General features: G+C 70.3%; 20 protein-coding genes. 5 read left to right on the top strand and 15 right to left on the bottom strand.

The annotated features are described in order from the left end of the window. Positions 1-14: 14 nt before the first annotated feature. From AHOG_RS05500 to fabG, 4 genes are read right to left on the bottom strand one after another with little or no spacing between them, the layout of a single operon-like run. Positions 15-1,079 (bottom strand): aminomethyl transferase family protein, encoded by a 1,065-nt coding sequence (locus tag AHOG_RS05500; protein ID WP_093940382.1) that lies wholly within the window; start codon positions 1,077-1,079, stop codon positions 15-17. Positions 1,080-1,082: 3 nt separating this feature from the next. Continuing rightward, complete coding sequence (fabZ, locus tag AHOG_RS05495) at positions 1,083-1,631, bottom strand: 3-hydroxyacyl-ACP dehydratase FabZ (protein ID WP_093940381.1); 549 nt, start codon at positions 1,629-1,631, stop codon at positions 1,083-1,085. Next, on the bottom strand, positions 1,628-1,930 hold the full coding sequence (locus AHOG_RS05490) for an acyl carrier protein (RefSeq protein ID WP_093940380.1): 303 nt from the start codon (positions 1,928-1,930) through the stop codon (positions 1,628-1,630). Before AHOG_RS05490 ends, fabZ begins: the two co-directional genes overlap by 4 nt. Positions 1,931-1,964: 34 nt before the next feature. Next, the gene (gene fabG / locus AHOG_RS05485) at positions 1,965-2,714 is read right to left on the bottom strand and encodes a 3-oxoacyl-ACP reductase FabG (protein WP_093944183.1); all 750 of its coding nucleotides are present in this window, start codon (positions 2,712-2,714) and stop codon (positions 1,965-1,967) included. A 304-nt stretch (positions 2,715-3,018) separates the two neighbouring features. Here fabG and AHOG_RS05480 point away from each other — a divergent pair, with 304 nt between their 5' ends. Next, complete coding sequence (locus AHOG_RS05480; protein ID WP_093944182.1) at positions 3,019-4,632, top strand: FAD-dependent monooxygenase; 1,614 nt, start codon at positions 3,019-3,021, stop codon at positions 4,630-4,632. A gap of 24 nt (positions 4,633-4,656) precedes the next feature. On the opposite strand, the gene AHOG_RS05475 is transcribed toward AHOG_RS05480, so the two are convergent. From AHOG_RS05475 to AHOG_RS05465, 3 genes are all read right to left on the bottom strand, one after another. After that, positions 4,657-5,532: an HD domain-containing protein gene (locus AHOG_RS05475; protein WP_093940379.1), complete on the bottom strand. Its 876-nt coding sequence runs from the start codon at positions 5,530-5,532 to the stop codon at positions 4,657-4,659. A 216-nt stretch (positions 5,533-5,748) separates the two neighbouring features. Then, entirely contained in the window at positions 5,749-7,332 is a 1,584-nt protein-coding gene (locus AHOG_RS05470; RefSeq protein ID WP_093940378.1) for an AfsR/SARP family transcriptional regulator, read from the bottom strand. Beyond that, positions 7,329-8,525, bottom strand: a complete 1,197-nt coding sequence (locus tag AHOG_RS05465; protein WP_093944181.1) for a macrolide family glycosyltransferase — start codon at positions 8,523-8,525, stop codon at positions 7,329-7,331. The genes AHOG_RS05470 and AHOG_RS05465 overlap by 4 nt, the downstream gene beginning before the upstream one ends. 539 nt (positions 8,526-9,064) lie before the next feature. Between AHOG_RS05465 and AHOG_RS05460 the strand changes: the two genes are divergently transcribed. Continuing rightward, a complete protein-coding gene (locus AHOG_RS05460; protein ID WP_093940377.1) occupies positions 9,065-10,174 on the top strand; it encodes a DegT/DnrJ/EryC1/StrS family aminotransferase in 1,110 nt (369 codons plus the stop codon). Here the strand turns inward: AHOG_RS05460 and AHOG_RS05455 are convergent. The 5 genes from AHOG_RS05455 to AHOG_RS05435 form a co-directional block, all read right to left on the bottom strand. After that, positions 10,140-11,618, bottom strand: a complete 1,479-nt coding sequence (locus AHOG_RS05455) for an NDP-hexose 2,3-dehydratase family protein (RefSeq protein ID WP_093940376.1) — start codon at positions 11,616-11,618, stop codon at positions 10,140-10,142. The two genes, AHOG_RS05460 and AHOG_RS05455, sit on opposite strands and share 35 nt — an antisense overlap. Positions 11,619-11,817: 199 nt before the next feature. Continuing rightward, complete coding sequence (locus AHOG_RS05450) at positions 11,818-12,423, bottom strand: dTDP-4-dehydrorhamnose 3,5-epimerase family protein (protein ID WP_093940375.1); 606 nt, start codon at positions 12,421-12,423, stop codon at positions 11,818-11,820. 416 nt (positions 12,424-12,839) lie between these two features. Continuing rightward, on the bottom strand, positions 12,840-13,886 hold the full coding sequence (locus AHOG_RS05445; RefSeq protein ID WP_093940374.1) for a radical SAM protein: 1,047 nt from the start codon (positions 13,884-13,886) through the stop codon (positions 12,840-12,842). A gap of 512 nt (positions 13,887-14,398) precedes the next feature. Next, on the bottom strand, positions 14,399-15,673 hold the full coding sequence (locus AHOG_RS05440) for a DegT/DnrJ/EryC1/StrS family aminotransferase (RefSeq protein WP_093940373.1): 1,275 nt from the start codon (positions 15,671-15,673) through the stop codon (positions 14,399-14,401). A 69-nt stretch (positions 15,674-15,742) separates the two neighbouring features. Beyond that, complete coding sequence (locus AHOG_RS05435; protein ID WP_211290532.1) at positions 15,743-16,591, bottom strand: class I SAM-dependent methyltransferase; 849 nt, start codon at positions 16,589-16,591, stop codon at positions 15,743-15,745. 824 nt (positions 16,592-17,415) lie between these two features. Between AHOG_RS05435 and AHOG_RS05430 the strand changes: the two genes are divergently transcribed. Beyond that, positions 17,416-18,684 (top strand): glycosyltransferase family 4 protein, encoded by a 1,269-nt coding sequence (locus AHOG_RS05430; protein ID WP_093940371.1) that lies wholly within the window; start codon positions 17,416-17,418, stop codon positions 18,682-18,684. 116 nt (positions 18,685-18,800) lie between these two features. On the opposite strand, the gene AHOG_RS05425 is transcribed toward AHOG_RS05430, so the two are convergent. Genes AHOG_RS05425 through AHOG_RS05415 form a run of 3 tightly spaced genes read right to left on the bottom strand, consistent with a single transcriptional unit; the run spans position 18,801 to position 21,681 of the window. Then, entirely contained in the window at positions 18,801-19,802 is a 1,002-nt protein-coding gene (locus AHOG_RS05425) for a zinc-dependent alcohol dehydrogenase (RefSeq protein ID WP_093940370.1), read from the bottom strand. Continuing rightward, positions 19,799-20,554, bottom strand: a complete 756-nt coding sequence (locus AHOG_RS05420) for a TylF/MycF/NovP-related O-methyltransferase (RefSeq protein ID WP_093940369.1) — start codon at positions 20,552-20,554, stop codon at positions 19,799-19,801. Before AHOG_RS05420 ends, AHOG_RS05425 begins: the two co-directional genes overlap by 4 nt. Beyond that, positions 20,551-21,681 (bottom strand): radical SAM protein, encoded by a 1,131-nt coding sequence (locus AHOG_RS05415; protein ID WP_093940368.1) that lies wholly within the window; start codon positions 21,679-21,681, stop codon positions 20,551-20,553. Before AHOG_RS05415 ends, AHOG_RS05420 begins: the two co-directional genes overlap by 4 nt. Before the next feature lie 816 nt (positions 21,682-22,497). Here AHOG_RS05415 and AHOG_RS05410 point away from each other — a divergent pair. Both AHOG_RS05410 and AHOG_RS05405 read left to right on the top strand, forming a co-directional pair. Further along, entirely contained in the window at positions 22,498-23,712 is a 1,215-nt protein-coding gene (locus AHOG_RS05410; RefSeq protein ID WP_093940367.1) for a 2-deoxy-scyllo-inosose synthase, read from the top strand. After that, positions 23,709-25,379 (top strand): FAD-dependent oxidoreductase, encoded by a 1,671-nt coding sequence (locus tag AHOG_RS05405; RefSeq protein ID WP_093940366.1) that lies wholly within the window; start codon positions 23,709-23,711, stop codon positions 25,377-25,379. Before AHOG_RS05410 ends, AHOG_RS05405 begins: the two co-directional genes overlap by 4 nt. Positions 25,380-25,390 lie beyond the last annotated feature (11 nt).

Genomic DNA, 25,390 nt, shown 5'->3' with positions numbered 1-25,390 from the left:
AGACGATCAAGCGATCAGACGATCGGGATGCTCCAGCTCTTGGGCGAGACGTACGGGCTGGTCAGCGTCTCGATCTCCGCGTCGCCCGCCGTCAGTTCCAACCCGGCCGCGGCGAGGTCGGCGTCGACCCTGGCGAGTCCGAGCGCCGCGCCGAGGCCCACGCTGTACACGGCGTGCACGACCACGCCGACGTCCTGCCCGGCGGCCAGAATCCGGGTGCCCGGCTCGGGAACGGCCTCGCCGCCCCGGAAGCCGACGGTGCGGGGGCCGCTCTGCTCCTCGAAGGCCGCGAGCACGGCGTCACGGCCGACGAAGGACTCCTTGGTGATGTCCACGAGCCAGCCCGCGCCGACCTCCAGGACACCGGTCCCCTCGGGTGCCTCGTGGCGGACCACCGGCTGCCGGACCTCCAGCATCGCCAGCTCCAGCACGTCCTGCCCGGCGGGGACGGCGTGCTCACAGGCCGCCGTCCACAGCTTCCTGGCGGTCTCGTGCGCGGCGATGACCTTGTAGCCGTACTCGCCGCTGGAGCCGGTGCGACCGAAGAGGATGTCGGCACCGTCCCACTGGGTGTCCACGACGCTGTCCAGCGGCAGCGCCGCCAGCTCGCTGTCGATCAGCCTGCCGATGACGCCCCAGGAGTACGGGCCTTCGACGGCGACGACGGTCAGCTCGTCGGAGCGGTCGAGGATCTCGACCTCGTCCTGGTTCTGCGAGCGCAGGTACTCGATGAGGCGGGTGCCCGCGCCGCAGGAGCTCTCCAGGATGGCGCCGTCCTCCCGGCCCCAGACCACGACCTGGTCGACGATCGCGCCCGCGTCGTCGAGGATGAGGCTCGTCGTGGAGCGCTCGGAGGTCAGGTACTCGACGTCGCGGGCCAGCACTCGCTGGAGGAACTCGCCCGCCGACGAGCCGCGCACCTGCACGAGCCGGGAGCCGCCGAGGTCCAGCACGGCCGCCCGGCCCCGGATCGCCTCGTACTCGGCCTCGGTCGTCGAGTAGCGCAGCGGGACGGAGGCCTCCAGCACCTGGCCGTAGACGGTTCCCTCAGGATGAACCGGGGTGAGTGCGGATTCCATTCGTCACACCTTTCTCAACGGGTTGTTCGCAGCCGGGTCGGTGATGGTGATGACGCCCTCGGCGGCGACCTGGTCGTCCGTCCTGGCGACGACGCGGAACTCGCCGACGCCGCGGGCGCCCGCGGTGCGCACGGCGGAGAGCACGATCCGGTCGCCGGGCACGATCCGCTTCTTGAAACGCATGGACCGGACGCCGGTGAGGTAGCTGATCTCGCCTGCGCCTGCGAGGGAGAACACGACGCCCGCCAGCTGGGCCATCGCCTCGATGACGACGATGCCGGGCAGGATCGCCTCGTTCGGGAAGTGCCCCTGGAACCAGAACTCGGTCCCGGCGACGTTCTTGATCGCGACGCCCTCGACGCCTGCCTCGACCTTCTCGATCCGGTCCAGCAGCAGCATCGGCCAGCGGTGCGGGATCAGCTCCTTGATCTGGTCGGTGCCGAGACCGGTGAGGATCTTGGGCTTCTCCGCGCTCGGCGCCTGCGGTGTCGCCGGGCTCGCGGCGGAACCCGGCTGCGCGGTCGGGTCCGGGCCCGTGTCGGTGCTCGTCATGCCACGGCTGCCGGTGCCGTCCGCAGCGCAGGGTTGACGGAGTCGGCGAGCCGCGAGACCGAGCCGAAGACGGACATGTCGCTGTCGTAGAGCGCCACGCCGAACTCGGCCTCGATGGCGACGTACAGCTCCAGGACGTCGAGGCTGTCCAGTTCGAGTCCCCGACCGAACAGCGGCTGGTCGTCGCTGATCCACTCGGGCTCGATCGGCAGATCCAGCCGCGACACGATCATCTTCTTGATCTGGGCGCAGGTCTGCTTCCGCACGCCTGCACGCGCCCGCAGCTCGTCGATGGTCATCTTCTCTCCTTGCCGGTGGTTACGGAGGACGCCGTCAGCCGAGCCCGCCGCCGTTGGCGACGAGCACCGAACCGGTGACGTAGGAGGCGTTGTCGGAGGCCAGGAAGCTCACGAGCCGCGCGATCTCGTCGGGCCGCCCCATGCGGCCGAGGCGGATGCGCGACTCGTACTGCTTGCGGATGGGGCCCGCCAGCGCGCGGGTCATGTCCGTGGCGACGAAGCCGGGGGCGACCACGTTGGCCCGCACCCCGTGCGGGGCGGCCTCGTAGGCCAGCGCCTTGGTGAAGGAGATGATCGCCCCCTTCGACGCCACATAGTTGGTCTGTCCGGGGAACCCGCCGTCCAGGCCGCTGGAGGAGGACAGCGTCACGATCGCGCCGCTGCGCTGGTGCTGCATGATGCGCAGTCCCTCGCGGCAGGACAGGAAGGTGCCGGTGACGTTGACGTCCATCGGCTCGCGGAACTGCGCGAGACTCATGGCGACCAGGTGGCGGTCTCGAGTGATCCCGGCGCTGGTCACCAGCACGTCGAGCCTGCCGTGCTCCGAGCGGACGGTCTGGAACATCTCCCGCACGGCCGTCTCGTCGGTGACGTCGGCGCGGATCGCCGTGGCCCGCCCGCCCGCCTCCTCGATCTCGACGACGGTCTCCTTCGCGTCGCTCTCGGAGCGCGCGTAGTTCACCAGGACGTGGGCGCCCTCTCTTGCCAGGTCGAGTGCGGCGGCGCGGCCGATGCCGCGGGAACCGCCGGTCACCAAGGCCACCGAGCCTTCGGGGAAAAGCATCCTCGTCTCCAGCCGTCGGCGGTTCGTCACCTTCGCGGGCAGGGCCGGGCGTCGTCGTCCGTACCCTGGCTCCGTCGAGGGGATGCACCGCACCGGATTCGCCTCGCACGCGCGTCTGGCGGCGCGGCCCGACCGATTCGTGGGGCCGCGAAGCTCTCGACCAGCGCGTTCGCAGGCTCGTCGTACTACAAGCGTCATGTCCGTCTCGCTTGAGACCGAACGTTAATCGGGCCGGTTATCACGGCCTTCTCGTTTCGATACTCGACGATTGACCGGCGAGATCTCAGGGGCGATCCTCAGCCGCATGAGAGAGAACGAGGTCGAGGTCCTGATCGTCGGCGGCGGGCCCGTCGGCCTTGCCACCTCGATCGAACTCTCCCGGCACGGGGTCTCCTCGGTGCTCGTCGAGAAGCACGAGAGCACGTCGATCTTCCCGAAGGCGAGGCTCGTGTCCACCCGGACGATGGAGATCGTCCGATCCTGGGGTGTGCAGCCCGAGGTGGAGGCGGCCGGGCTGCCTCGGGACGACAGCCTGGCGCTGGGCATCGGACCGACGCTGACCTCGCCCGACTTCCGTCGGGAGGTCGCCCGCATTCACGAGGACGCGCCCCAGAGCCCCACCTACAACTACATCTGCGCGCAGGACGGCTTCGAGGTGATCCTGCGGGAGCTGGCCGAGTCGCTGCCCTCGGGCGACGTCCGCTTCGCCGCCCGGATGACCGCGCTGGACGTCGACGAGGACGGCGCCACCGCCACGATCGCCGCCGCGGACGGTGAGTACCAGGTTCGCGCCCGCTACGTGGTGGCCGCCGACGGCAGCCGCAGCGGCATCCGCGAGTCGCTGGGCGTCGCCGTGACCGGTCCGCCGCCGTTGAGCCACATGGTCAGCGTCCTGTTCGACGCCGACCTCGGCACCCTGCTGCACGACCGGCTGGGCGCGTTGTACTTCGTGTACGGCGAGGTGTACTGCGCGGTCGAGTCGGTGGACAACCGGCGGCGCTGGACGTTGCAGACCGGCTACGAGCCCGATCAGGGCGAGAGCGCGAGCGACTTCACGCACGAGAACTGCGTCGAGCTGGTGCGGGCCGCCGTGGGGGTCGCCGACCTCCCGGTGCGGATCGTCGGGATGCTGCCGTGGACCCAGCAGGCCGTGGTCGCCGAGGAGTTCCGCGGCGGCCGGGTGTTCCTCGTCGGCGACGCGGCACACGTGGCGACGCCGCAGGGCGGCTTCGGCATGAACTGCGGCATCCAGGACGCGCACAATCTGGCGTGGAAGCTGGCCGCCGTGCTGCGCGGCGAGGCGGGCGACGCCCTGCTGGACACCTACTCGACCGAGCGACGCCCGGTCGCGGACTGGACGGTGCAGGAGAGCCTGCGCAACGCCCTGATCACCATCGACATGATGGAGGACCGGCTGACGATGCAGGAGGCCGGCGACATCCAGGCGCACCGGCGGCGGGCCGAGGGCCTGGTGTTGGGCTTCCACTACGACTCGCCCGCCGTGGTCGCGGACGGCACCCCGGCCCCCGCGCCGGAGGACCCGTACGAGATCTACCTGCCCACCGCCCGGCCCGGGCATCGCGCACCCCACGTCTGGCTGTCCCACCAGGGCGAACAGGTGTCCACTCTGGACATGTTGGGGACTTCGCACACCCTGATGAGTCCGGCGGGCAGCGGTTGGGACGTCGCCGCGGCGGAGGCCGCCGACCGGCTTGGCGTGGCGCTCGACGTGCTGCTGATCTCGGCCGACGACCCGGCCTTCCCGATGTCGCCGAGCTGGGCGAAGGAGTACGGAGTGGGCGACACCGGGGCGGTGCTCGTCCGCCCCGACGGTCACGTCGCCTGGCGCCGTGCCGAGGGCGTCCCCGCCGCCGACGACCTGGTCACGGTCCTCGCCACGGTGCTCTGCCGGGGCTGATCGAGCGCCGCGGGCGCACGGGGATCAGGGCTTGAGCCCCTGTCGGGCGCGGGTGGTGGCCCGCAGCTCCTGATAGCTCGACGCGAAGTTCATCCACCAGCCACGCGCGTCGGAGGCGACGATCGCCTGCGCGAGCCGCTTCGCGGACTCCGTCCGCAACGCCTGGATCGACGACTCCTGCCACGGCTCGGTGGCGTAGCCCTGCGTGGCGTACTCCCGTGCCTGCAACAGGGTCTCGATCTTGTCGGCATCGTGGGCGACCTTGGATTCCAGGGACTTCGTGTCCTCATACTCCGCGGTCAGCCCCTGGAACAGGGCCGCGAGCTCATCCGGCAGGGCGGCCGTCTGATGCGCCGTCACGGCCTGGGGAACCGCGGTGGTGACATAGGCCCGGCCGACCGACGGCACGTCGCCGATCCGGGTCTCCGGCACGTCGTGCAGGAGAGAAAGGGCGGCCGTCCGACCGGGATCGGCGCCTTCCATCGCGGCGAGGGCCATTCCGATGACGCCGACGCGGAACGAGTGCTCGGCGACGCTCTCGGGCTGCCGGACACCGAGGAGCTGCCAGCCGGCGCGGGGCAGGTTCTTCAGGTGCCCGGCCTCGTGGAGGAAGGCCGCCAACCCGGTGAGCGGGTGGGTCCGATCCGCCGGAACCGGCAGACTCGCCTGCCCCGTGACGTAGACGCCGCCTCCGGGACGCCCCTGCACGAAGCCTTCGTCCCGCAGGGTACGGATCGCCGAACTGACCGTCGCCCGAGTGACACCGAACAACTTCGCCAGCTCGTCGCCGGTCGGCAGCCGCGCCTGGGGTTCGAGTTCGCCCGCGAGGATCGCGGCGCGGATGCTCGCCGCGATCTTGAGGTACGGGCTTCGGGGGTCTTCCGGGTCCAGTGGCCGCACGACATGAGCCTATCCGCCCGGACAGGCCGTGATTCTCGCTGTGAATTCCCGGGCAGGCCGTGTGGTGCGCGGATCGCGGTTCGGTTCGACGGCCTTCACCGTCGGGGCGACCGGGTGATGGACGGGTCCGACAGGCGAGGCGCGTGCCGATGACTCTGCCGCCTTTCCGTGCGTCCCGACCCGGCCGGTGAACCGACCCTGACGCACCCCCGCCCCCTACGCGAAGCTCGGCCGGGGACGCCTGCTGCCGAGATCCAGTTGCAGGTCCTCCAGCTCCTCTCGGTGCAGCGGCAGCGACGGGGCCAGTTCCTCCAGGGATCTCGGCGGGTTGGAGGACAGTCGCGCCGCCGCCATCCGCAGTGCCATCGGAAACCCGCGAGAGCCGAGGGCGAGCCGTCCCGCCGCCTGCGGCTCGGCCGCCACTCTGGCCCGGCCCACGAGCATGACCAGGAGCTCCCGGGACTCCTCCGGGCGCAGCGGCCCGACGAAGCCGCGGTGGGCGCCCTGCCGTGCCACCAGCTCGTCCAAGGGGTCGCGGCTGGTGATGATCACGCGACAGTGGACCCCGCCGGGCAGCAGCGGCAACACCTGGTCGGCGCCGCTCGCCCCGTCGAGCACCACCAGCAGCCTGCGGTGCGCGGTCATCGAGCGGAAGAGCGCGGTCTTCTCGGCCAGATCCGCCGGGATCGCCCGGTCCGGCACGCCCAGCGCGCGGAGGAAGCGGTCCAGCACGACGCCCGGGCCGGGCCCCGGCGTCGGCGTCCCGTCGCCGAGGTCGGCGAAGAGCTGGCCGTCGGGGAAGCGGTCCAGCGCGCGATGCGCCCACCGCAGCGCGAGCGCGGTCTTGCCGACGCCCGAGGGCCCCGCCAGGATCACCGGCGACGGCGAGGTCGTCTCGCCGGTCGCGGTGAGCGCGGCGTCCAACTCCCGCTCGGCGTCGGTCCGGCCGGCGAAGGGCAGGGCCTGGGGCGGCAGCTGCGACGGGACCACGAGCGGCCGATCCCCGACGGCGGCGCCCACCGGCGGCGGTGCCAGGTCGGCGGCGTCGCGCAGGATGCGCTCGTGCAGCCTGCGCAGCTCGGGTCCTGGTTCCAGTCCGATCTGCTCGACGAGCTGGCGGCGGGCGTCGTGATAGGTGCGCAGCGCCTCGGCCCGGCGGCCGGCCCGGTACTGGGCGAGCATCAGCTGCATGCGCGCCCGTTCCCGCAGCGGGTGCTCCGCCACCACCGGGGTCAGCTCCGCGATGACCTTCTGATGGGCGCCCAGCTCCAACTCCATCTCGACGCAGCTCTCCAGGGCGTCGAGATGGGCCTCCTCCACCCCGGCGGTCTCGCAGCGCATCCCGTGGACGCCCTCGAAGGCGACTCCGCGCCGCAGCGCCAGCGCCTCACGCAGGGTCGCGACGGCCTGTGCTCGGCTGCCCGCGGCGGCCTCGCGACGGGCCGCGGCCGTCAACGCCCGGAACCGCGACCAGTCGATCGTGTCGGGGTCGACGTCGAGCGTGTAGCCCGGGTTGCGGGTGGTGATCAGGTCGCCGCGGCTCGTCGTCCCGTCGGCCGCCCGGCCGCCGAGCGCGCGACGCAGTCGGGAGACGCAGGTGGCGATCTGTGCGCGGGCGCTCTTGGGCGGGGCCCCGGCCCACACCGCGTCGATGAGTCGGCCGACGCTGACGATCCGGTTGGCCTCCAGCACGAGCATCGACAGCACCGCGCGCTCGCGGGCGCCGTCGAACCGCATCGCCTCGCCGTCGCGCAGGACGGTGAGCGGCCCCATGATCCTGAACTCGATCGTGCCGGTCATCGGGCCGTCCGGGCCAGGTACTTCTCGATCTCGTCCGCGGCGCGCGGCGCCCCGCCCGCCGCGCGGATCTCCTCGCGCATCCGCCGGGTGTCGCGGCGGATCGACTCGTCGGCCGCGACGTCGAGCACGGCCGTGATGAGTCGTCCCGCGGTGACGTCCTCGGGCCGCATGGTGCGGCCCAGATTCAGCTCCGCCAGACGGTCCGCGGTGACGCCGTCGATCGAGGACGTCGGGACGACCACCATCGGGGTGCCTGCGTGCAGGGCCTCCATCACCGTGCCCATGCCGCCGTGGGTGACGGCGACCTCGGCGTGTTCCAAAACGGCGACGTGCGGCACGAAGCGATGCACCTCGACGTTGGGCGGCAGCGGTCCGAGGTCGGCCGGGTCCATGCCGCCCGCCACGGTGATCACCGCGTGCCAGGGCATGCCGGTGAACGCGCGCACGCACTCGCGGAAGAAGTCGGCGTGCTCGTTGAACACCGCGCCGAAGGAGATCAACACCACCGGCAGGCCGCTCTCGGGCGGGCTCCAGTCACCGAAGAAGCTCCGGTTGCCCAGACACGGGCCGACGAAGGCGAAGCGCTCGTCGAAGGTGTCGCCCTCGATCTGGAAGGACTGCGGGATGTTGACCACGCTGAAGTCCGGGACCTCCCACCACAGCTCCTGCGGCGAGCCCTCGATGCCGTGGGCGGCCATCAGCGTGCCGATCCTGGTGAGCTGCTCGCCGACCCAGTCCGGCATGGACTGCTCGGCGCCGTCGGAGTTGTAGATCGAATTGATGTAGGAGTAGTTGCCGTTGGAGGCGAACATCGGGATGAGCTGCACGGCCGGGACGTCCCACTTCCGGGAGAGGATGCGCCCCCCGTAGAGCATGGAGATGTCGTAGGCGATCGCGTCCGGCCGATCCTCGTTCAGCCGCTCGCCCGCCCGGTCCAGCATCGCGGCGCTCTCGCTCAACAACAGCGTCATCAGATAGAGCGGGTCGTAGGCGACGTCGGTGAAGTTCGCCTGCCGATAGCGGGAGTCGTAGACCAGCGCGGTGGCGCCCGCCTCCGTCACGAGGTCCACCATCGTCTCGCCCGTCAGGTAGGTGACGCGGTGGCCTCTCTCGACCAGCGTGCTCACCACGGCGAGGTTCGGGAGCACGTGTCCGTGGTCCGGGTGGCTCATGAACAGGAAGTGCTGCCCCATCTCGATCACTCCGTTCTCCGAATGCGTCAGGCTCCGGTTCGGCGGCGCCGGCCCCTCGGCGTCCGCGATCCGCTCCGTACGGCCTCGTCGACTCCGCGAGTCGACCCGCGACGCCCGATCGCCACGCCGACCGAATTCTGGAGCGCACCACCCGGCCGACGGCGACGAGGGCCACGCTAAATGAGGAGATCGACGGGTGGACACCCCTAGATCGGTTTCGTGAGAAGCCGTTCACGGAATCGAATGGAGAATCGCCCCAGAAATGCGTGACCGTGCTCACAACCTCGAGGAGAAGGGGTGCTTCGGCGATCACGGCACCACCGCCCGCCACCCCCGCCGCCCTACGGGCCGGTGCGACGCCCCTGGTGGCCGCCGGGGTTCGGGCCTGCGACGAAGCCCGGGACGGTAACCCGCCCACGCTGCCCGCACAAGCGGAACCGATCAGGTCTGGGGGCGATGCGCACACCACGACGACTAGGGGTTGCTCGGGTTTTCCGGCGGCCATTATGTTCCCTGCGAATAACAGGAAAGGGGCCACCATGACGACCCGAGTATGGGATTATCTGCCGGAATACGAGAGCGAGCGCGCCGAGATACTCGACGCCGTCGAGACGGTGTTCGGCTCCGGTCAGCTGGTCCTCGGCGCCAGTGTGCGCGGTTTCGAGGCGGAGTTCGCCGCCTATCACGGCGTCGAGCACTGTGTGAGTCTGGACAACGGCACCAACGCGGTCCGCCTCGCGCTGCAGGCGTTGGGCGTCGGCCCCGGCGACGAGGTCATCACCGTGTCCAACACCGCGGCGCCGACCGTGGTGGCCATCGACGCCGTCGGCGCCGTCCCGGTCTTCGTCGACGTGCGTCGCGAGGACTTCCTCATGGACGTCGACCAGGTGGCCGCCGCGATCACCCCGCGCACCCGGTGTCTGCTGCCCGTCCACCTCTATGGACAGTGCGTCGACATGGCGCCCCTGGAACGCCTCGCCGCCGAGCACGGGCTGGCGATCCTCGAGGACTGCGCGCAGGCCCACGGCGCCCGCCACCACGGCCGACTCGCCGGGACCATGGGCAGGGCGGCGGCGTTCTCCTTCTACCCCACCAAGGTCCTCGGCGCCTACGGCGACGGCGGCGCGGCCCTCACCCGCGATCCGATCGTCGACCGGAATCTCCGCCGTGCCCGCTACTACGGCATGGACGACGTCTACTACGTGGTCGAGACCCCCGGCAGCAACAGCAGGCTCGACGAGGTGCACGCCGAGATCCTGCGCCGCAAGCTGCCGAAGCTCGACGACTACGTCGCGGGCAGACGGCAGGTCGCCGAGCGCTATGCCGAGGGACTGGCCGACACCGACCTGGTGCTCCCGTCGGTCGCCGAGGGCAACGACCACGTCTACTACGTCTACGTGGTCCGGCACCCGAGGCGCGACGAGATCATCGCGCGGCTGAAGGAACGCGACATCCACCTCAACATCAGCTATCCGTGGCCGGTGCACACCATGTCCGGCTTCGCCCACCTCGGCTACCAGCGCGGCGCGCTCCCGGTCACCGAGGAGCTGGCCGGGGAGATCTTCTCGCTCCCGATGTATCCCTCGCTGCCGCCGAAGATCCAGGACGAGGTGATCAGCGTCCTTCGCGAGGTCCTGGAGACGCTGTAGCCAGGCTCCGCAGGCACACCACCAGGCTGCGTGCCTGCACGTTCAGGTAGAAGCTGTGGCGCATCAACTCGGTGAGCTGGTGCAGGGTGAGCCACCGGTAGTCACCCTGCGCCGGCAGGACGTCGAGGTCGGTCTCCACCACGAGGTAGCGGTTGCGGGCGCCGAAGAAACGGCCGCCCTCCTCCGACAGGATCGTGTCGAATCTGATCCGCTCGGGCGCCGCCTCGAGGACGGCGTCGAGGAACGGCGGCCGGGCGCCTTCGGGGAGGACCTCGTAGTTCCGGGGCACGCACTGCACCGTGGGCGCCAGTTCCGTCACGTCGGTGTAACCCGGTTCGGTGCGGGCGTGCATGAGTACGTGCAGCACGCCGTCGATAGGCCGCACCAGGAACGCGACCACACCGGTGCCGATCTGCTCGATCATCGGCTGCGTCCAACTCGCGACCTCACGCCCGCCCGCCTCGACGCCCACCCCGATGACGTCGAAGAACCGTCCCGTCTCGTGGGTGATCCTGGCGCCGTCGTGCCGCCACCCCCGCAGGTCGGCCAGCGGTCCGCGTTCGGCGTGCAGGTCGGTGCGGATGCGGGTGTCGGTGATCCAGCTCAGCACGTCGCCCGTCGTGTGCAGGCCGTGCTCGGCGACCTCGGAGCGGGCGAGCGCCGCCGTGAACGCCGTGCGCGACGCCGCCGGTGAGGTCGTCACCAAGTCGCCCGAGCCGAGTCCGTCGCCTGCGGACGGCAGACAGGCCAGCACGGTCCTGGCGTCCATGTTGACGAGGTCGGGCACGCTGAGCAGCTCGTAGACCTGGCCGAGCGTCAGCCAGCAGAAGCCCTCGGCGAGCTCGGGTTCGTCGCAGGACTCGGCCCCGGCGGACTCGATGATCATGTTGCGATTGCGCTTGCGGTAGAACCACGAGCCCTGCTCCGACTGGCGGGTGTCGGCGATGACGTCGGCCGCCGCCGGGTTCCGGAAGTGGTCCAGGTAGGGCACCGGGCGTCCCCCGTGGACCCGCGTGTAATTGCTCTTGGTCGCCTGCACCGTCGGCGACAGCTGGAGTCCGTTGTGATTTCCCGGTTCGTGCTTGGCCTGCATCAGGCAGTGCGGCACACCGTCGAACTCGCGGATCAGGATGCCGAGGATGCCGACCTCGGGCTGGTTGATGATCGGCTGCGACCATCGCGGCACCGGCCCGCTGGTGACGCGGACGTCCAGGCTCTCCACGCTGAAGAACTTCCCGCTGTGGTGGCGGATGGTGCCCGTGTCCTCGTCCTGTGCCCAGCCGATCAGCTCGTCGAGGCCGAGCCGTTCCACGGTCATGTGCGTGCGGTCGGCCACCGCGGCGAACCAGCGGTGGAACTCCGCGACGTCGGCGAACTGGACGCCGCCGGCGTGCGCGGCCTCGGCGATCCGCAGTCGCGCCGACGGACGAGAAGGGGCTGACATGAGGGCTCCTTGGCGGTTCGACAGCGGTTCGACAGCGGTTCGAGGCGGCTCGACGGCCGGGCCGCGGCGGGTGGTCACGACGCCCGGTCACGACGTCGTCCGGGCGGTCGATGAGCGCGGCGGGGCAGCCGACACCGACCGCCCCGCCACCGCCACGACGCCGAGGGGGGCGCGGACCCGGCGCCCACACGGCGCGGGGTCACGACACGCGAGGGGCCTGCTGGAGCTCTCGGCACACGGCGTGATCGGGCAGCAGTCCGGCGGCGCGGGCCTCGGACAGCGTCGGCGCCGCACGGTCTCGTTCGGACTGGATCAGCGGCAGCCCGGCGGGCAGCTTCAGCCCGATCTCGGGGTCGAACGGAGAGAGCGCGAGCTCGTCGGCAGGCGAGTAGCTCTCGGACAGCAGGTAGGAGATCAGCGTGTCGTCCCTCAACGCCACGAAGGCGTGGCCGACGCCCGGCGGGAAGTACACGCCCCGGTAGTCGGTGGCGTCGAGGGCCACGGTGTCCCAGCGGCCGAAGGTCGGGGAGCCGACACGCAGATCGACGACGAAGTCCAACGCGCTGCCCTGCGGGCAGTGGACGTACTTCGCGCAGCCCGGCGGGGTCCGCGTGAAGTGGACGCCCCGCAGCACGCCCCGCCGCGACCGGCTCTGACTCGCCTGCGCGACCGGGAACAGCGGACGACCGAGCGCCGCGATGAACGCGGCCTCCTGATAGTGCGAGACGAACTCGCCTCGCTCGTCGGGGAAGACGTCCGGGATGAACTCGAAGGCACCCTCGACGGCGAGCTCCCGTGCCTTCATACGACCGTCACCGAATCCGATGAGCCGAGCACGGATTCCTCCCTCGCAGGCACGGATCTCTCCTCTCGCCGAGACGGGCCCGAGATCCGGGCCGTCGGGCCGTCCACCACGACGTCAGGCGGTCTGGCGACGGCGGGGCCGTCGACCGGCGCGACCACGGGTGATCCCTCGTTCGAGAGTCTGGTCAGCGGGAGTGAGGCGGGTCAACGAAGTAGGGGGGCGGCGGCGCGAAGTCTGGGGTGGGGTCCGCGGCCGCCGGCGGAGGCCGATAGGGGGGCGGCGACGTCGGCTCACCGACGCCGCCGCTCCGAGTCGCCCGAATCGCCCGAGTCGGCAGGACCGCCCGAGCCGCCAGGCGCGGCGGCCCGTGCCTCGGCCGCGGGTCGCGAGCCCGGCGGACAGGCACGGTTCCGCGATCATCCCGTGCTGATCGGCTCCCGAGAAACGCCGTCGTGGGCGTCCTCCGCCGTCGACTCCGTTTCGACGGACTTCCCTTCGGCCCGGAGAATCGCCGACAGGGCGGCCACCCGGGCCGGGTCCCGCAATGCCGACAGACAGAAGTCGCAGATGTTCTGATATCGATCCTCGGTCAGCCCGCGAAACAACGGATGTTCCGCGACCATCTTCCGGAAGTAGATCGGCGAATTCGGGTCGTAGAACGCGGTGACGAGGCGTTCGCGCTCGTCCTGCTCCGCTGCGGTGCGGTCCCGAGTCCGAATGGAGCCGAGGAAGACCGGCGTGCGTTTCATGGCGTCGGTACTGATGTCGAGTTCGCAACAGGCGTAGACGTCGCCGGTCGCGTGCACCGTCGTGGTGAGGCTGTCGCAGTCCGGCAGTTCGTCGACTCTCCGGCCCACGGTGATGCGCAGCAGATCCTTGCCGCGGCCCCGATCGAGGAGTTCGTTCGTGAGGAACGGCTCGCCCGCCGCCCGCAGGGCCGCCTTGATCTCCTCGTCCACCGCGGGAGAGTTCGACGGGCAGAAGTTGATCTCGGTCAGCAGCCCCGCCTCTCGGCCCGCCCGCGCCGCGTTGATGGTCCGTTCCACGGAGAAGTACTCGACGTGATAGGCGTCCGCGCTGAGCGAGAGGCCGGCGAGCCCCGCCGCGACGAAGGGGGCGAGCTTCTGCCGGGCGAGGACGTCCGACCTGGCCCAGAAGGCGTTCGACTCGGCGTCGACCACGTAGCCGAGTCCACTGGCGTAGGAGATCACCTCGCACATCTGCTGCGGATACAGGAAGATCTCGCCGCCGCTGAAGGTGACGTGTCGCTTGCCGTTGCGCCTGCCCGCGTCCAACGCGGAGCGGACCTCGTCGAGGGTGAGTCGTTCGGTGCGCTGCGGACTCGACTCGACGATGCAGTGCGCGCAGGCGAGATTACAGGTCAAGGTGAAGTTGATCGCCAGCCGCTCGTTCGCGGCGAATCGGTCCCAGATCGCGGACGGACCATCCTGGACATCCGGCATCGCTCGACTCTCTCATTCTGCCCACAGGGGAGGGCGGAGATGCCGTGGGCGCGTCGTCGGCCTCGATCACATCGAGGAATCAGCACAGACCGTCTCGGTCCCGTTTCCTCCGGTGACGTGATGCTGTCGACGTTCCGCACATCGCATTCCGGTCCGCCTGATTCGGGCCCCGGTCGCAGACGTCGACACGACGCCCGCGGACATACATCGACGTCGTATCGGGCTCGGCCCCGCCGACGTCCTTCCCCAGTTTCAGTGCCATGCATATCACGCCTGGTCATGCACTGACCAGAATTCCACGTCCGCGCAACGGCGCCGAGAAGCCCGCGCGAATCGAAGTCGACCACCGTGATCGGCGACCGCGACCGGGGGACGGTCGGCGGGCCGCCGACCTCGCGACCCGGCCGAGCCCGCGCCACGCATGCCCGGAACCCGGCCGCGTCCGGTCCCGACGATCCGGGCCCGCGACGACTCGCGACGGTCGGCCGCCACCTCGCGACGCGGACCGCTCCTCAGCTCAGGCTCTCGTGCTGCGCCCGGACCTTCTCCACCGCCGCCACGATGTCGGCCATGTCGGCGGCGTCGCCCAGCAACGCCTGATGATGGAAGATCAGCGTCGTGTCCCGATACCGCTCGGCCCCGGGATACTCGCGTCCCAACGCGCGGGTCCGCCCCTCCGGCGTCCACACGTTCGCGAACCGGCGCTTGGTGTGCGGATGGAACATGACGCTGCGGTGCAGCGGGAGGTCCGGCGGCCACAACGCCATACCGAGTTCGGCGGCGACGGCATCGGCGACCCGCTCGACCGGTACGGAGCCGAAGGTGCCGGGCCGGAACCGGATCCCGTACTCGTAGACCGAGCGCACGTCGGCCTCGGCGGGGACCGGGATGGGGCCGAGGCCGCCGAGTTCGGCCAGCCCCGCCTCCAGCACGGCCGCCATCTTCTCGCGATGCTCGTGCTGCTGGTCCAATCGGGGAAGCTGGTCGAGCAGGACGCCCGCCGTCAACTCCGACATGCAGTAGTTCCCGCCCATCACCTCGCCGTCCTCGACGAGTTCGCTGCCGCCTGCGGGAACGTCGACGTCGGCGTAGCGACGCGAGTCGGCGCGCAGCTGTTCGGCCCGGCGGTACAGGACCGGGTCCGAGGTGATCACCGCGCCGCCCTCGCCGCCCGCGAGCACCTTGCCCATCTGGAAGCTGAACACGCCGAGAGCTCCGAAGGTGCCGACCTTGCGCCCGCGCCACTGCGCGCCGTGCGCCTGGGCGCAGTCCTCGATCAGCGAGATCCCCGCCTCGTCGACGACCTCGCGGATTCCGTCGACGTCGGCGACCGTGCAGGCCAGGTGCACCACGATCACGGCCTTGGTCCGCGCCGAGGTCGCCTCCCGGATCGCCTCCGGTGTCAGACAGCCCGTCTCGGGGTCGACGTCGACGACCACCGGCAGGGCTCCCACGCGCAGCACCGCGGTCACCGGCGCCACCCAGGTCATCACCGGCACGATGACCTCGTCGCCCGGCCCGATGTCCAGCGCCTCCAGCGCCACGACCAGCGCGCTGGAGCCGTGGTCGACGCTGACGCAGTGCGCGACGTCGTTGTACCGGGCGAACTCCTCGGCGAACCGACGCTCTCGGGACGGCGAGCCGTCGGTCGGCCAGCTGACCGCCCAGCGCCGCGAGCGCAGTGCCGCGATCAGTTCCCCTTCGGTCCGCTCGTCGTACTGCGGCCACGCGGGCCAGGGTCGCTGTCGTCTGCTCGGGGTGCCCCCCAGAAGGGCGAGATCGCTCATGGCTCTCCTCGATCCTCGATCTGCTGTCAACCGCTCGTGGGACGGCCGCCGGTCGCGCCGTCGTGGGGCTCAGGGCATCGCGGGGTCCGCACCGTGATCGGGCGTCTCCGCGCCCGCCGGTTTGCGCAGGACCATCAGGACGTCGCGAATCCCGAGTTGGGTCCGCACCCCGCGACGTCGCGACACCTCGGCGGCCAGCTCGGCCGGATCGACCTTCCGCAGCAGCGCGGCGTCGTACTCGGGCGGCGTGATCTGGTAGTCCAGCCTGCTCGTCGCCGAGACCCGGACCCAGTCGAGGCCGCTGCCGAGCGCCGCCGCCACGTAGTCCTCGAAGAACGACCGGTTGATCGTGTCGCCGTCGTGGACGTGCTCGACCAGCAGATCGGCGAGGTCGGCGGGCAGGCCGCTGCGCAGCAGGGCGCGCAGCTCCTCGCGGCCGTAGGCCAGGTGCGCCCAGGCAGGCAGCAGGGTGTCCTCCCAGAAGGCGAGGTCGCGGCCCTGGTGACGGACGTATTCCAGCTGATGGCCGTCGACGGCGCTCCAGATCGGACCGAAGTGGGCGTACAGCAGGCCGCCCGGCCGCAGTACTCGGGCGGCCTGCGCCAGCGTCGCCGTGACGTCGAGGAACTGGAAGGCGTTGCAGGAGAACACCGCGTCCACGCTCGCGTCGGGAAGCGGCATCTCCTCCGCCCGCACCGCGAGGACCTCCCGCACCCCGCCCGCGTCCTGCTCCGCCGACCGATTGGGGTCGATGCTGTACCACCGGCCCACGGCGTGCCGGGTCAGCAGCTCGACGGGGAACGCGCCGCCGATCTCGGCGACGACCGCCCCTTCGAGGTCGACCCGCGCGGCGAAGTCCGCGAAGACCTCGGCTTCGCTCATGGCCAGATCCGGCTCGACGGTCGACAATGGTGACATACCAGCTCCGGAATGAGTTGTTCGCATCTGACGAGCCGCACTCCGCAAAACCTGTTGCGGCGACGCACCAGAAAGGATATCGGGCCCGCGAGGGAACCGGATCGGGCGTTGGATTACCTGCGGCCGGAGCATACCGGCACGGTTCCCGACTTTGCCACCCCGACGCATCAATAAACCGCCACGGTTCGACCACTCACCGACATTGGAGTCGACCGGCGATGCCGATTTCCATACCTCGGCATGCGACGCGCGGGCACTCCGGCGATCGCCGAGTCGACGTCGCGCACGATCGCTCACTCTCGGCGCACGGCACCGTCCACCGCTGTGACGGGCGGGCGGTCGTTCGACGGACGACCGCGCTGTCCGTCCGGGGGTGCTCCGGCCCTGCGACGAAGATGTTAGCGTTGACCTGCGCAGACCACGCCGTAACGGGTGACGGCGGCGCGCCGTCCGCGTTGGGGGCGAGCCCGCGTGCGCCCGGCGGAGGGTCGTGGCGGGCGCCCGGCAGGACTCCGCCCCGCCGACGACGCCAGCGATCGACGCCTCGGTGTACGCATTCGTCATGGCGTCCCCCAGTCCGCCGCGATGATCAGTCGGCACCGTACCTCAGATCAGCCCCATTCCGGCCGGGATTCCTCGCACTCGGCTCGGCGAATCCGATTCCGAATGAAGGCATCCCGACAGCGGTGTCGAGATGCTAGCGTAGTAGCCACTGGGGCTCGGCTACGTTCCGTAGCGAATGGTGACACATAGATTTACACGGGTTCGACTGTGGAATTCCGCCCGGCTTCTGGTCAACCAGATACCGACTCGGAGACTTGTCAGTGAACGCTGAACCGACCGCCAAGACGCGACCGTTGCGCGTGCTTCGGCTGAGCCCGCATTTCTACTGGCCGCAGCTCGCGGCGACGTCCTGGCCGGTGAAGTTCGATGCCATCGGCGGAATGCAGTCCCAGATCTACCGGCTGACCGGCGAACTCGACGCGCATGACGTGGAGCAGACCGTCCTGACCCTGCGCATCCCGGGCGCGCCGAAGAGCTGGGCCATGTCGGATCGCACGGTGGTCCACGGCGTCCGGGTCCCGATCCTGCCGATCCGCTCCCGCATTCGCGGGATGGTGGACCTGAATCTCGCCTGGGCGCTGGGCGTGCTCGCACACCTGGTGCGGCACCGCACCCGTCCCGACGTGCTGCACGTCCACTGCAGCGGCGTGATCATCCCGCCGCTGATCGGCTGGCTGTTGTGCCGAGTGCTGCGTGTTCCGCTGGTGCTCACCGTGCACTGCTCCATCATCGTCACCTACCACCCGATGAACGCCCTCGATCGGCTGCTCCAACCGCTGGCCCGCTGGATCGAACGACGCGCCGTCAAGGCCGCGGCGTGCACGGTGACGCTGACGCCTCGGACGGTGCCGATCCTCGCGAAGGACGCCGGCGTGCCCGAGGACCGGATCACGGTGCTGCCCGACGTGATCGACGCGGACGCCTTCGCCGCCCGGGCCACCCCGGGGACCGTCGCCGAGGCCGCCCGCCGGTGGCGGCTGCCCGAGGGCACGCCGGTGGTCGGATACGTCGGCCGCATCGCACGGGAGAAGGGCTGGCCGATCCTCCTGGACATCGCCGAGGAACTGCGCGACACCGACGTGCACCTGCTGATCTGCGGCGACGGCAACGAGCGCGACCTCTTCGAGCAGGAGGTCCGCGGCAGAGGACTCGCCGAGCGGGTCACCGTCACGGGTTATCTGCCCAACGAGGACATCCCGATCGCGATGGGCACCATGGACCTCCTGCTCATGGCACCGCTGCACGAGGAGTTCGGCAGCGTGATGCTCGAGGCCATGGCCTGTGAGCTGCCGATCATCGCGGTGGGCGTCGGCGGGGTCGCCGACGTCCTCGAACAGGGCGCCCTGGGCTGGCTGGTCCCCGAGCGCACGGCCGAGGCGTTCGCCGACGGCATCCGTCGCGCGCTCGCCGATTCGGAGTGGCGGGCCACCACCGCGGAACGAGCCGCCAAGACGGTCCGGGCACGGTATGCCCTGAGCCAGGTGACCACCGCCACCGCCGAGGTCTACCGGTCGATCGTCCGCCGCTGACCCGATCCGAGGCCCTCGATTCGGGCGGCGCACCCGGACACGACGCGACACCGGGAACCGGCGAAGGGGTCGAGCCCCTTCGCCGGCCGGTCGGTGCGGACCCGGGTCCGGTCCGCTCATTCCACGCCGGTCACGAAGACGCTCCGCAGTGGCGGTTCGGCCTGTTCCTCGAGCACCGAACGGTACCGCGCCATCGGGATCGGGTCGCTCAACAACGGCCGCAGCCGAACGGCACCGGTCGCCACGACGCGCAGTGCCTCGTCGATCTGGTCGTAACCGGAGAGCACGCCGCGCACGGTCAGCTCACGGAGCATGATCGTGCTCGGGGCCGACGGCGTGGTCTCCGCGCCGGAGTACCCGACGAGCACGTAGTCCCCGCCGGGTCGGGTGGCCTCCAGGCCCTGGGGGAACACCGAGGCCACTCCGGTGGCGTCGAAGACGACGTCCGGCTGGTCGTCGGCCCAGTCCGACAGCGCACCGCAGGACGCGATGCCGAGCTCGCCCGCGACGACCCGCCGATGCGCCGAGGGCTCGGCGACGGTGACGCTGCGGGCGGCCGCTGCCACCGCGAGCTGCCCGATGAGCAGTCCCACCGTCCCCGCCCCGATGACGCCGACGTCCCGACCGGCGAGGTCCGGCGCGCGCTCCACGGCGTGCAGGGCGACGCACAGCGGCTCCAGAAGGCAGCCCTCGGCGCCGGTGAGTCCGGGGGGCAGCGGCCGCAGGTTCGCCGCGGGGACGGTGAACGCCTCCGCGAAGGCACCCGCCCTGGTGAAGCCGACCTCGTCCAGGTCGAGGCAGAGGTTGTGCCTGCCGTCGCCGCACGGGGCGCATCGCCCGCAGGGCGTGATCCCCTCGCCGACGACCGCCTGGCCGACGAGCTCCGGCCTGGCCGGTGCCGCCAGCACCCGACCCGCCCACTCGTGCCCGGGGATGACCGGGTATTCGGCGTCGTGCAGCGTGCCGCGCAGCAACCGCAGGTCGGTGCCGCACACCGCCACATGGGTCACCGCCACCAGTGCCTCGTCGGGGCCGGGAACCGGCCGAGGCATCCGCTCCAACTCGTGCTGACGCGGACCTCGCACGATCAGTGCCAGCACGTCGTCCGCCCCCGTCATACCGCACCCGCGTCCGGGTCGGGGCTGTCGCCGAGTCGGTGCACGAAGAAGGCCCGCCCGTGCCAGCCGTACCGCAGGAACTCGCTGTACTCGTAGAAGCCGTCGCTGCGCGCGAAGACCTCACGCATCGCCCGGCGCATCCCGAACCTGGGGTTGGCGCGGTTGCAGTTGTAGTCGTCCAGCAGCAGCACCGCGCCGTCCGGCAGCAGTCTGCGGCCGACCAGGTGGTCCAGCACCTCGACGGAGGACGAGTACAGGTCGCAGTCGAGATTCGCGATCGCGACCGGCTCTTCGATCGGCGAGGAGACGAGCGACTGCTCGAACATCCCGCGCACCACCGTCCACCCGGTGTCGCCGAACCGCCTGGTGAACTCGGCGCGCAGCATCTCCTCGGTGCCGGGCGGAGAGGCGTCCTCATGCTCCCGCCAGTAGCCGCTGTCCGCGACCTCGTAGGAGATGGAGTCCACCGGGTTGACGCTCTTCGGGAACCCCTCGAAGGAGTCGTAGACGTAGAGGTGCCGGGGGAAGAACGCGGTGTAGAAGTCGGTCTGCGCGTCGAACTCCCCGATCAGGTCGGCGAGCATCAGCGAGCTGAAGCCCTCGAAGCAGCCGAACTCGGCCACCGCGCCGGGGATGTGACTCCCCCAGACGTACTCGAAGGTCGCCCGGAACGCCTCGCCGTAGACCTGCCTCGCCCGGTCGATGTCCTGATAGGTCGCGTTCTCGACCTGTGCTGCCGTGCGAGCCATCATCCCTCCACGCTGACGGGCACCGGTGCGTACAGCGCCGGGTCGACGTCGATGTCCATGTTGAGTTCACAGCAGCGGTGGCAGACGGGCTGCAGGCCCTGCCTGATCGTGTTCCGCATCTGCTGGTAGGTGTCGCCGTGGAACACCTCGGCCAGCGAGGTGCCGTCCTTGATGTTGCCCATCACCGTGTCCGAGAACGTCGTGCAGCTGATCACGTCGCCGTTGGGCAGGACGGTGGTCTGCGCCCACAGCTTCATGCAGGTGCTCTCCCGGATGATCCCCCGCCATTCGTCGGTGAAGAACCTGCTCTTCTGTGCGGAGTCGTAACGGGTGGGCGCGACGAGCACCGTCACGTCGTCGGAAAGGTTCTCGGCCTCGTCCATGAGCTCGCGCAGCCGCTCCGGCTTGATGTCGGCGTGCTGATGCTCGTTGCAGTAGCCCGCCCAGGACAGGAACGGACGACCCGTCGCGCCCTCGAACGCGGCACGGCTGGCCTTGCCCTCCTCCTTGGTGAAGTAGCTGGCCAGGCCGACCGTCACCTCCGGCACGTCGAGCTCGGCGGCGAGACGGACCATGTCCGGCAGATAGGTGTAGTTCATCCCGGTGACGGTGAAGTTCAACGCGATCTTCGGCCCCCGGCCCGCCTTGCGCGTCGCCTCCTGGAGGGAACGCAGACCCTCGACCGCTCGTTCGAAGGACTTCCGTCCGCGAATGGGATTGTTGATCTCGGCGTTAGGGCCGTCGATGGAGACGTAGACGTCGTCGATGCCCGCCTCGACGAGCTGATCGGCGAAGCGGGGCAGCAGGGTGGCGTTGGTGCTCATGTCCAGGTTGCAGCTCGGCAGCCTCGTCTTGGCCTGGCGGACCAGCTCGACGAGCTGCGGGTGCATGAGCGGCTCGCCGCCCATGATGGTCAGGTAGACCTTCTCCCGCTGGTTCTCCGCCAGCTCGTCGACCACGCCGTTCCACATGTCGAGGCTGATCTGATCGCCCTTGACCTCGTTCAGCCAGAGACTTTCGCCCGAGGAATCGCCATACATCCAGCACTCGCGACAAGTCAGATTGCACGCCCAATTCACGAACACCGTGACATGCCTCGGCACGACCGGAAGTAAGGGCAGTGTAACCATTGCATTCCTCCGAATGATGATGGCGAGGTAGACGCCACGATACCGGTCGGCCCCCAGAGGCTCGACGCTTGACAAGGTCAGCCCAAGCGTCTGTACTAGATCACGCCTGGCCGCTCGGATCAACCAGTGGTCGGGCCTGACATTGGGGGTCAGCACAGGTGGGCAACACTGACGACGGCAGGGGTCCTGCCGTCCGGAAGCACAGTTCGTCGAAATCGCCGCGAACTGTCACGCCGGTCGGGTATCGTGCCGACGAAGACACTGCCGCCACCGTGCCACATCGCCCCTGATCTGGGGAAATGCCGCTGTTCACCGGACAGCGGCGCCGGGTCCAGCGTACCGGACAGACAGCCTGGAGGGCTGACCACTGCTGACATTTAAAGCGGCCCATAGGCGCCGCGCACACCCCGCCACATCGATGAGCACTCTTATGTGATCAACGGTTGCGCACGGTCACCGAACTCGATGTCAAGTCGGCTGCTCAAGTGCGAGAAATGATCTCGCACTATTAGTCGTGGACGGCATTCCATTAACTCGCTTCCGACGCCTGTTCAGGTACGGACGCGGGATTCGGCACGCCCTCCAGCGCCGTCGACATGACACCGAGAGCGCAGGCAGAATCAGACCGCAGACCGGAGTCGCCCTTCCGTCAATCGTCGCCGTACTCGACGACAGAACGGTCGGAATTCGACGCGATCCGGCTGTGCGGCGGCGCCGAACACCGGTCGGACGACCGCCCCCGATCCAGGCAGAGAAGGCATTCGCCGTCCACCCGGACGGCACAGTGCGGACACCCGGCAGGACAGGAGATGGTTGATGGCGACTCGGAACGAGATCGGCGCCGAGGAGCAGGGCCGCTTACAGGTCCGCCAGGTCAGGATCGGGGACACCGAGTACCCCTACCGCTACGGAGCGGACTGCGTCGACCTGATCCTCCAGGAACTCGCCACCATGAACGCCGACCGGTTCATCGTGGTCACCGATGACACCGTGCTCGGGCTCCACGGCGCCGCGCTCCTTTCCGGACTGGGCGGACTCGCTCCGGTGGAGGTCGTCAGCCATCCTCCGGGAGAGGGGATGAAGACGCTCGATGTCCTCGCCGGGGACATCGAGCGAGTCATCGCCTGCGGCGCCACCCGACGCTCGGTGGTGATCGCCTTCGGCGGCGGCGTGCCGGGCAACCTCGCGGGCGTCGTCGCGGCGCTGCTGTTCCGGGGTGTCCGGCTCGTGCACATCCCCACCACCACCACCGCCGCGATGGACTCCGTGCTCTCGCTGAAGCAGGCCATCAACAGCAGGCGGGGCAAGAACCACATCGGCACCTACCTGCCGCCGTACGGGGTGTTCACCGACGTCAGGATGCTGACCACCCTGCCGGAGCGGGAGCTGCGCTCCGGGCTGTGCGAGGCGGCCAAGAACTGCCTGGCCATCCGCCCCGGTGATCTGCCGATGCTGCGACGGATGCTCGACGAGGGCCGACTCGCGAGTCCGGAGGCGCTGTCGTGGCTGCTGGAGGTCAGCATCGCCGCGAAGACCGGCGTCACCGCCGCCGACTCCTTCGAACGGCGGGCGGGGCTCGTGCTGGAGTACGGCCACACCGTCGGCCATGCCGTCGAACTGGTCGATCACCGCAGGCACGGTCCCGACGGGCTCTCCCACGGCGAGTCGATCGCCTTCGGCATGCTGGTGGCGGCGCGGATCTCCCACGCCCGAGGCAGGCTGTCCGCCGAGGACGTCCGGGTGCATGACGAGATCGTCGCGGCGCTCGGAGCACCGACCCGGCTGCCCGAGGGCATGACCGTCGACGAGGTCCTCGCCGTGGTCCGCGACGACAACAAACGTGGTTATCTGCCCGACGTCCCCGGGCAGGTGCCGTTCGTCCTGCTCGACGGGCTCGGCGTCCCCGCGGGTGAACCAGAGCTGCCGCTCGTCCCGGTGGATCTCGCCGAGGTGCGGTCCGCGCTGGAGGCGCTCGTGCCGGAGGCCGCCACGGTGCGGGGCGGCTCGGCCGTCGGGATGGAGATCAGGTGATCGGCCCGACGGACCCCTCCTACGGCCCGGTGCCCACGGCGGCGGACCTGGCGGACGCCTACGACGTCTGTGTCATCGGCAGCGGCGCGTCCGGCGCGACGACGGCGTGGCTCATGGCGCGCGCCGGACTGCGCGTCGTGGTCGTCGAACAGGGCCGCCACGTCACCGACGCCGTGAGCTACGACGACCTGCTCGCGGAGTCCGAGGCCGCGTGGGTCAGGCAGGAGAACGGCACCTGGGGCAAGGTCGGGTATCCGTGGACCACGTGCAACGTGGGCGGCGGCACGGTCTTCTACGGCGGCGCGCTCTTCCGCAATCGCCCGATCGACTTCGACGCGGAGTCGGCGCTCGGCAGGGCCGACCTGCCGCTGCGCTGGCCGTGGGGGCCCGAGGAGCTGGACCCGTACTACACGGCGATCGAGACTCTCGTCGGCGTGGCGGGCGCGGCGAACCTCGATCCGACGCTGCCCCGACGCGATACGTCCTATCCGCTGCCGCCGATCGCCCGGTCCGCCGAGGGCGAACTGCTGGCGCAGGGTGCGCGCGCCCTGGGCTGGCACCCGTTTCCCACTCCGCTGGCGGTGAACAGCCGAGGCCGCCACGGCAGGCCCGCCTGCGTCGGCGACGCACCCTGCATCTGTCGTCGATGCCCGATCGGCGCGAAGGGAGACGCCGTCACCCGCTTCCTCGATCCCGCGATCCGCGCGGGTGCCACGCTCTTCGCCGGATTGAAGGCGGTGCGACTGCACTCGGAAGGTCGGGCGGCGACGGCGCTGGAATGTGTCCGGATGGACACCGGGTCACGTCATCTGATCCGGGCGGCGCGGTTCGTCGTGTGCGCCAACGCGGTCCAGACCGCGGCTCTGCTGCTGCGGTCGACCGGAGACCGCCATCCGACGGGTCTGGGCAACACTCATGACCTCGTCGGGAGGGGGCTGTGCTTCAAGCTCAGCGAGTACCTGGTGGGTTACCGCCATACCGGTGAGGTCGATCGGAACGACAGCGAGGTGATGGGACTGGGCCCGTTCTCCACCTGCGCGGTGACCGACCTCTACCAGCGGCCCGCCGCGCCGGGCGGGCTCGGCGGCATCCTGTACGAGGCACGGCCGGAACGACGTTTCCGACTGCGCCGCAGCGAACAGCTCGTCCGCATCGAGGCCCTGGTGCCCGACGAGCCGCAGCCGGGCAACCGGGTGCGCCTCGGCACCGGTGTCGACGCGCACGGCGTCACCGACGTGGTCATGGACTATCAGGCGCATCCCCGCGACCTCGCGCGACTGGAGTACATGCTGCGCCGAGGCGAGGAGGTCTTGGCGGCGGCGGGCTGCGAGGTGACCGTCCGCGAGGCGTCCGGCTGGGCGATGGGCAGCAGTCACCTGCACGGGACGTGTCGGATGGGCACCGATCCCGCTTCGAGCGTGACCGACCCGGACGGCAGGCTGCACGACACCGACAACGTCTACGTCGGGGACGGGGCCGTCCTGCCGTTCCCCGGCGGCGTCAACCCGACGCTCACCATCCAGGCGGTCGCGCTGCGCACCGCGCGGCGAATCCTGGTCGAGGACCTCGGCATCGACGTGCCGGTCCAGGAGATCGCCGGGCATCTCGGCACGCCGCGGGCGGACGCCGACGGCGCCCGCCTCGACATCGGGCCGCTCCCCCGGTGACGCGGCCCGCG

Origin of the sequence: Actinoalloteichus hoggarensis, assembly GCF_002234535.1 — a bacterium.
Lineage (GTDB): Bacteria > Actinomycetota > Actinomycetes > Mycobacteriales > Pseudonocardiaceae > Actinoalloteichus_A > Actinoalloteichus_A hoggarensis.
Note: the sequence above shows the minus strand (reverse complement) of the source record. Positions and strands in the feature narration are given on the sequence as shown.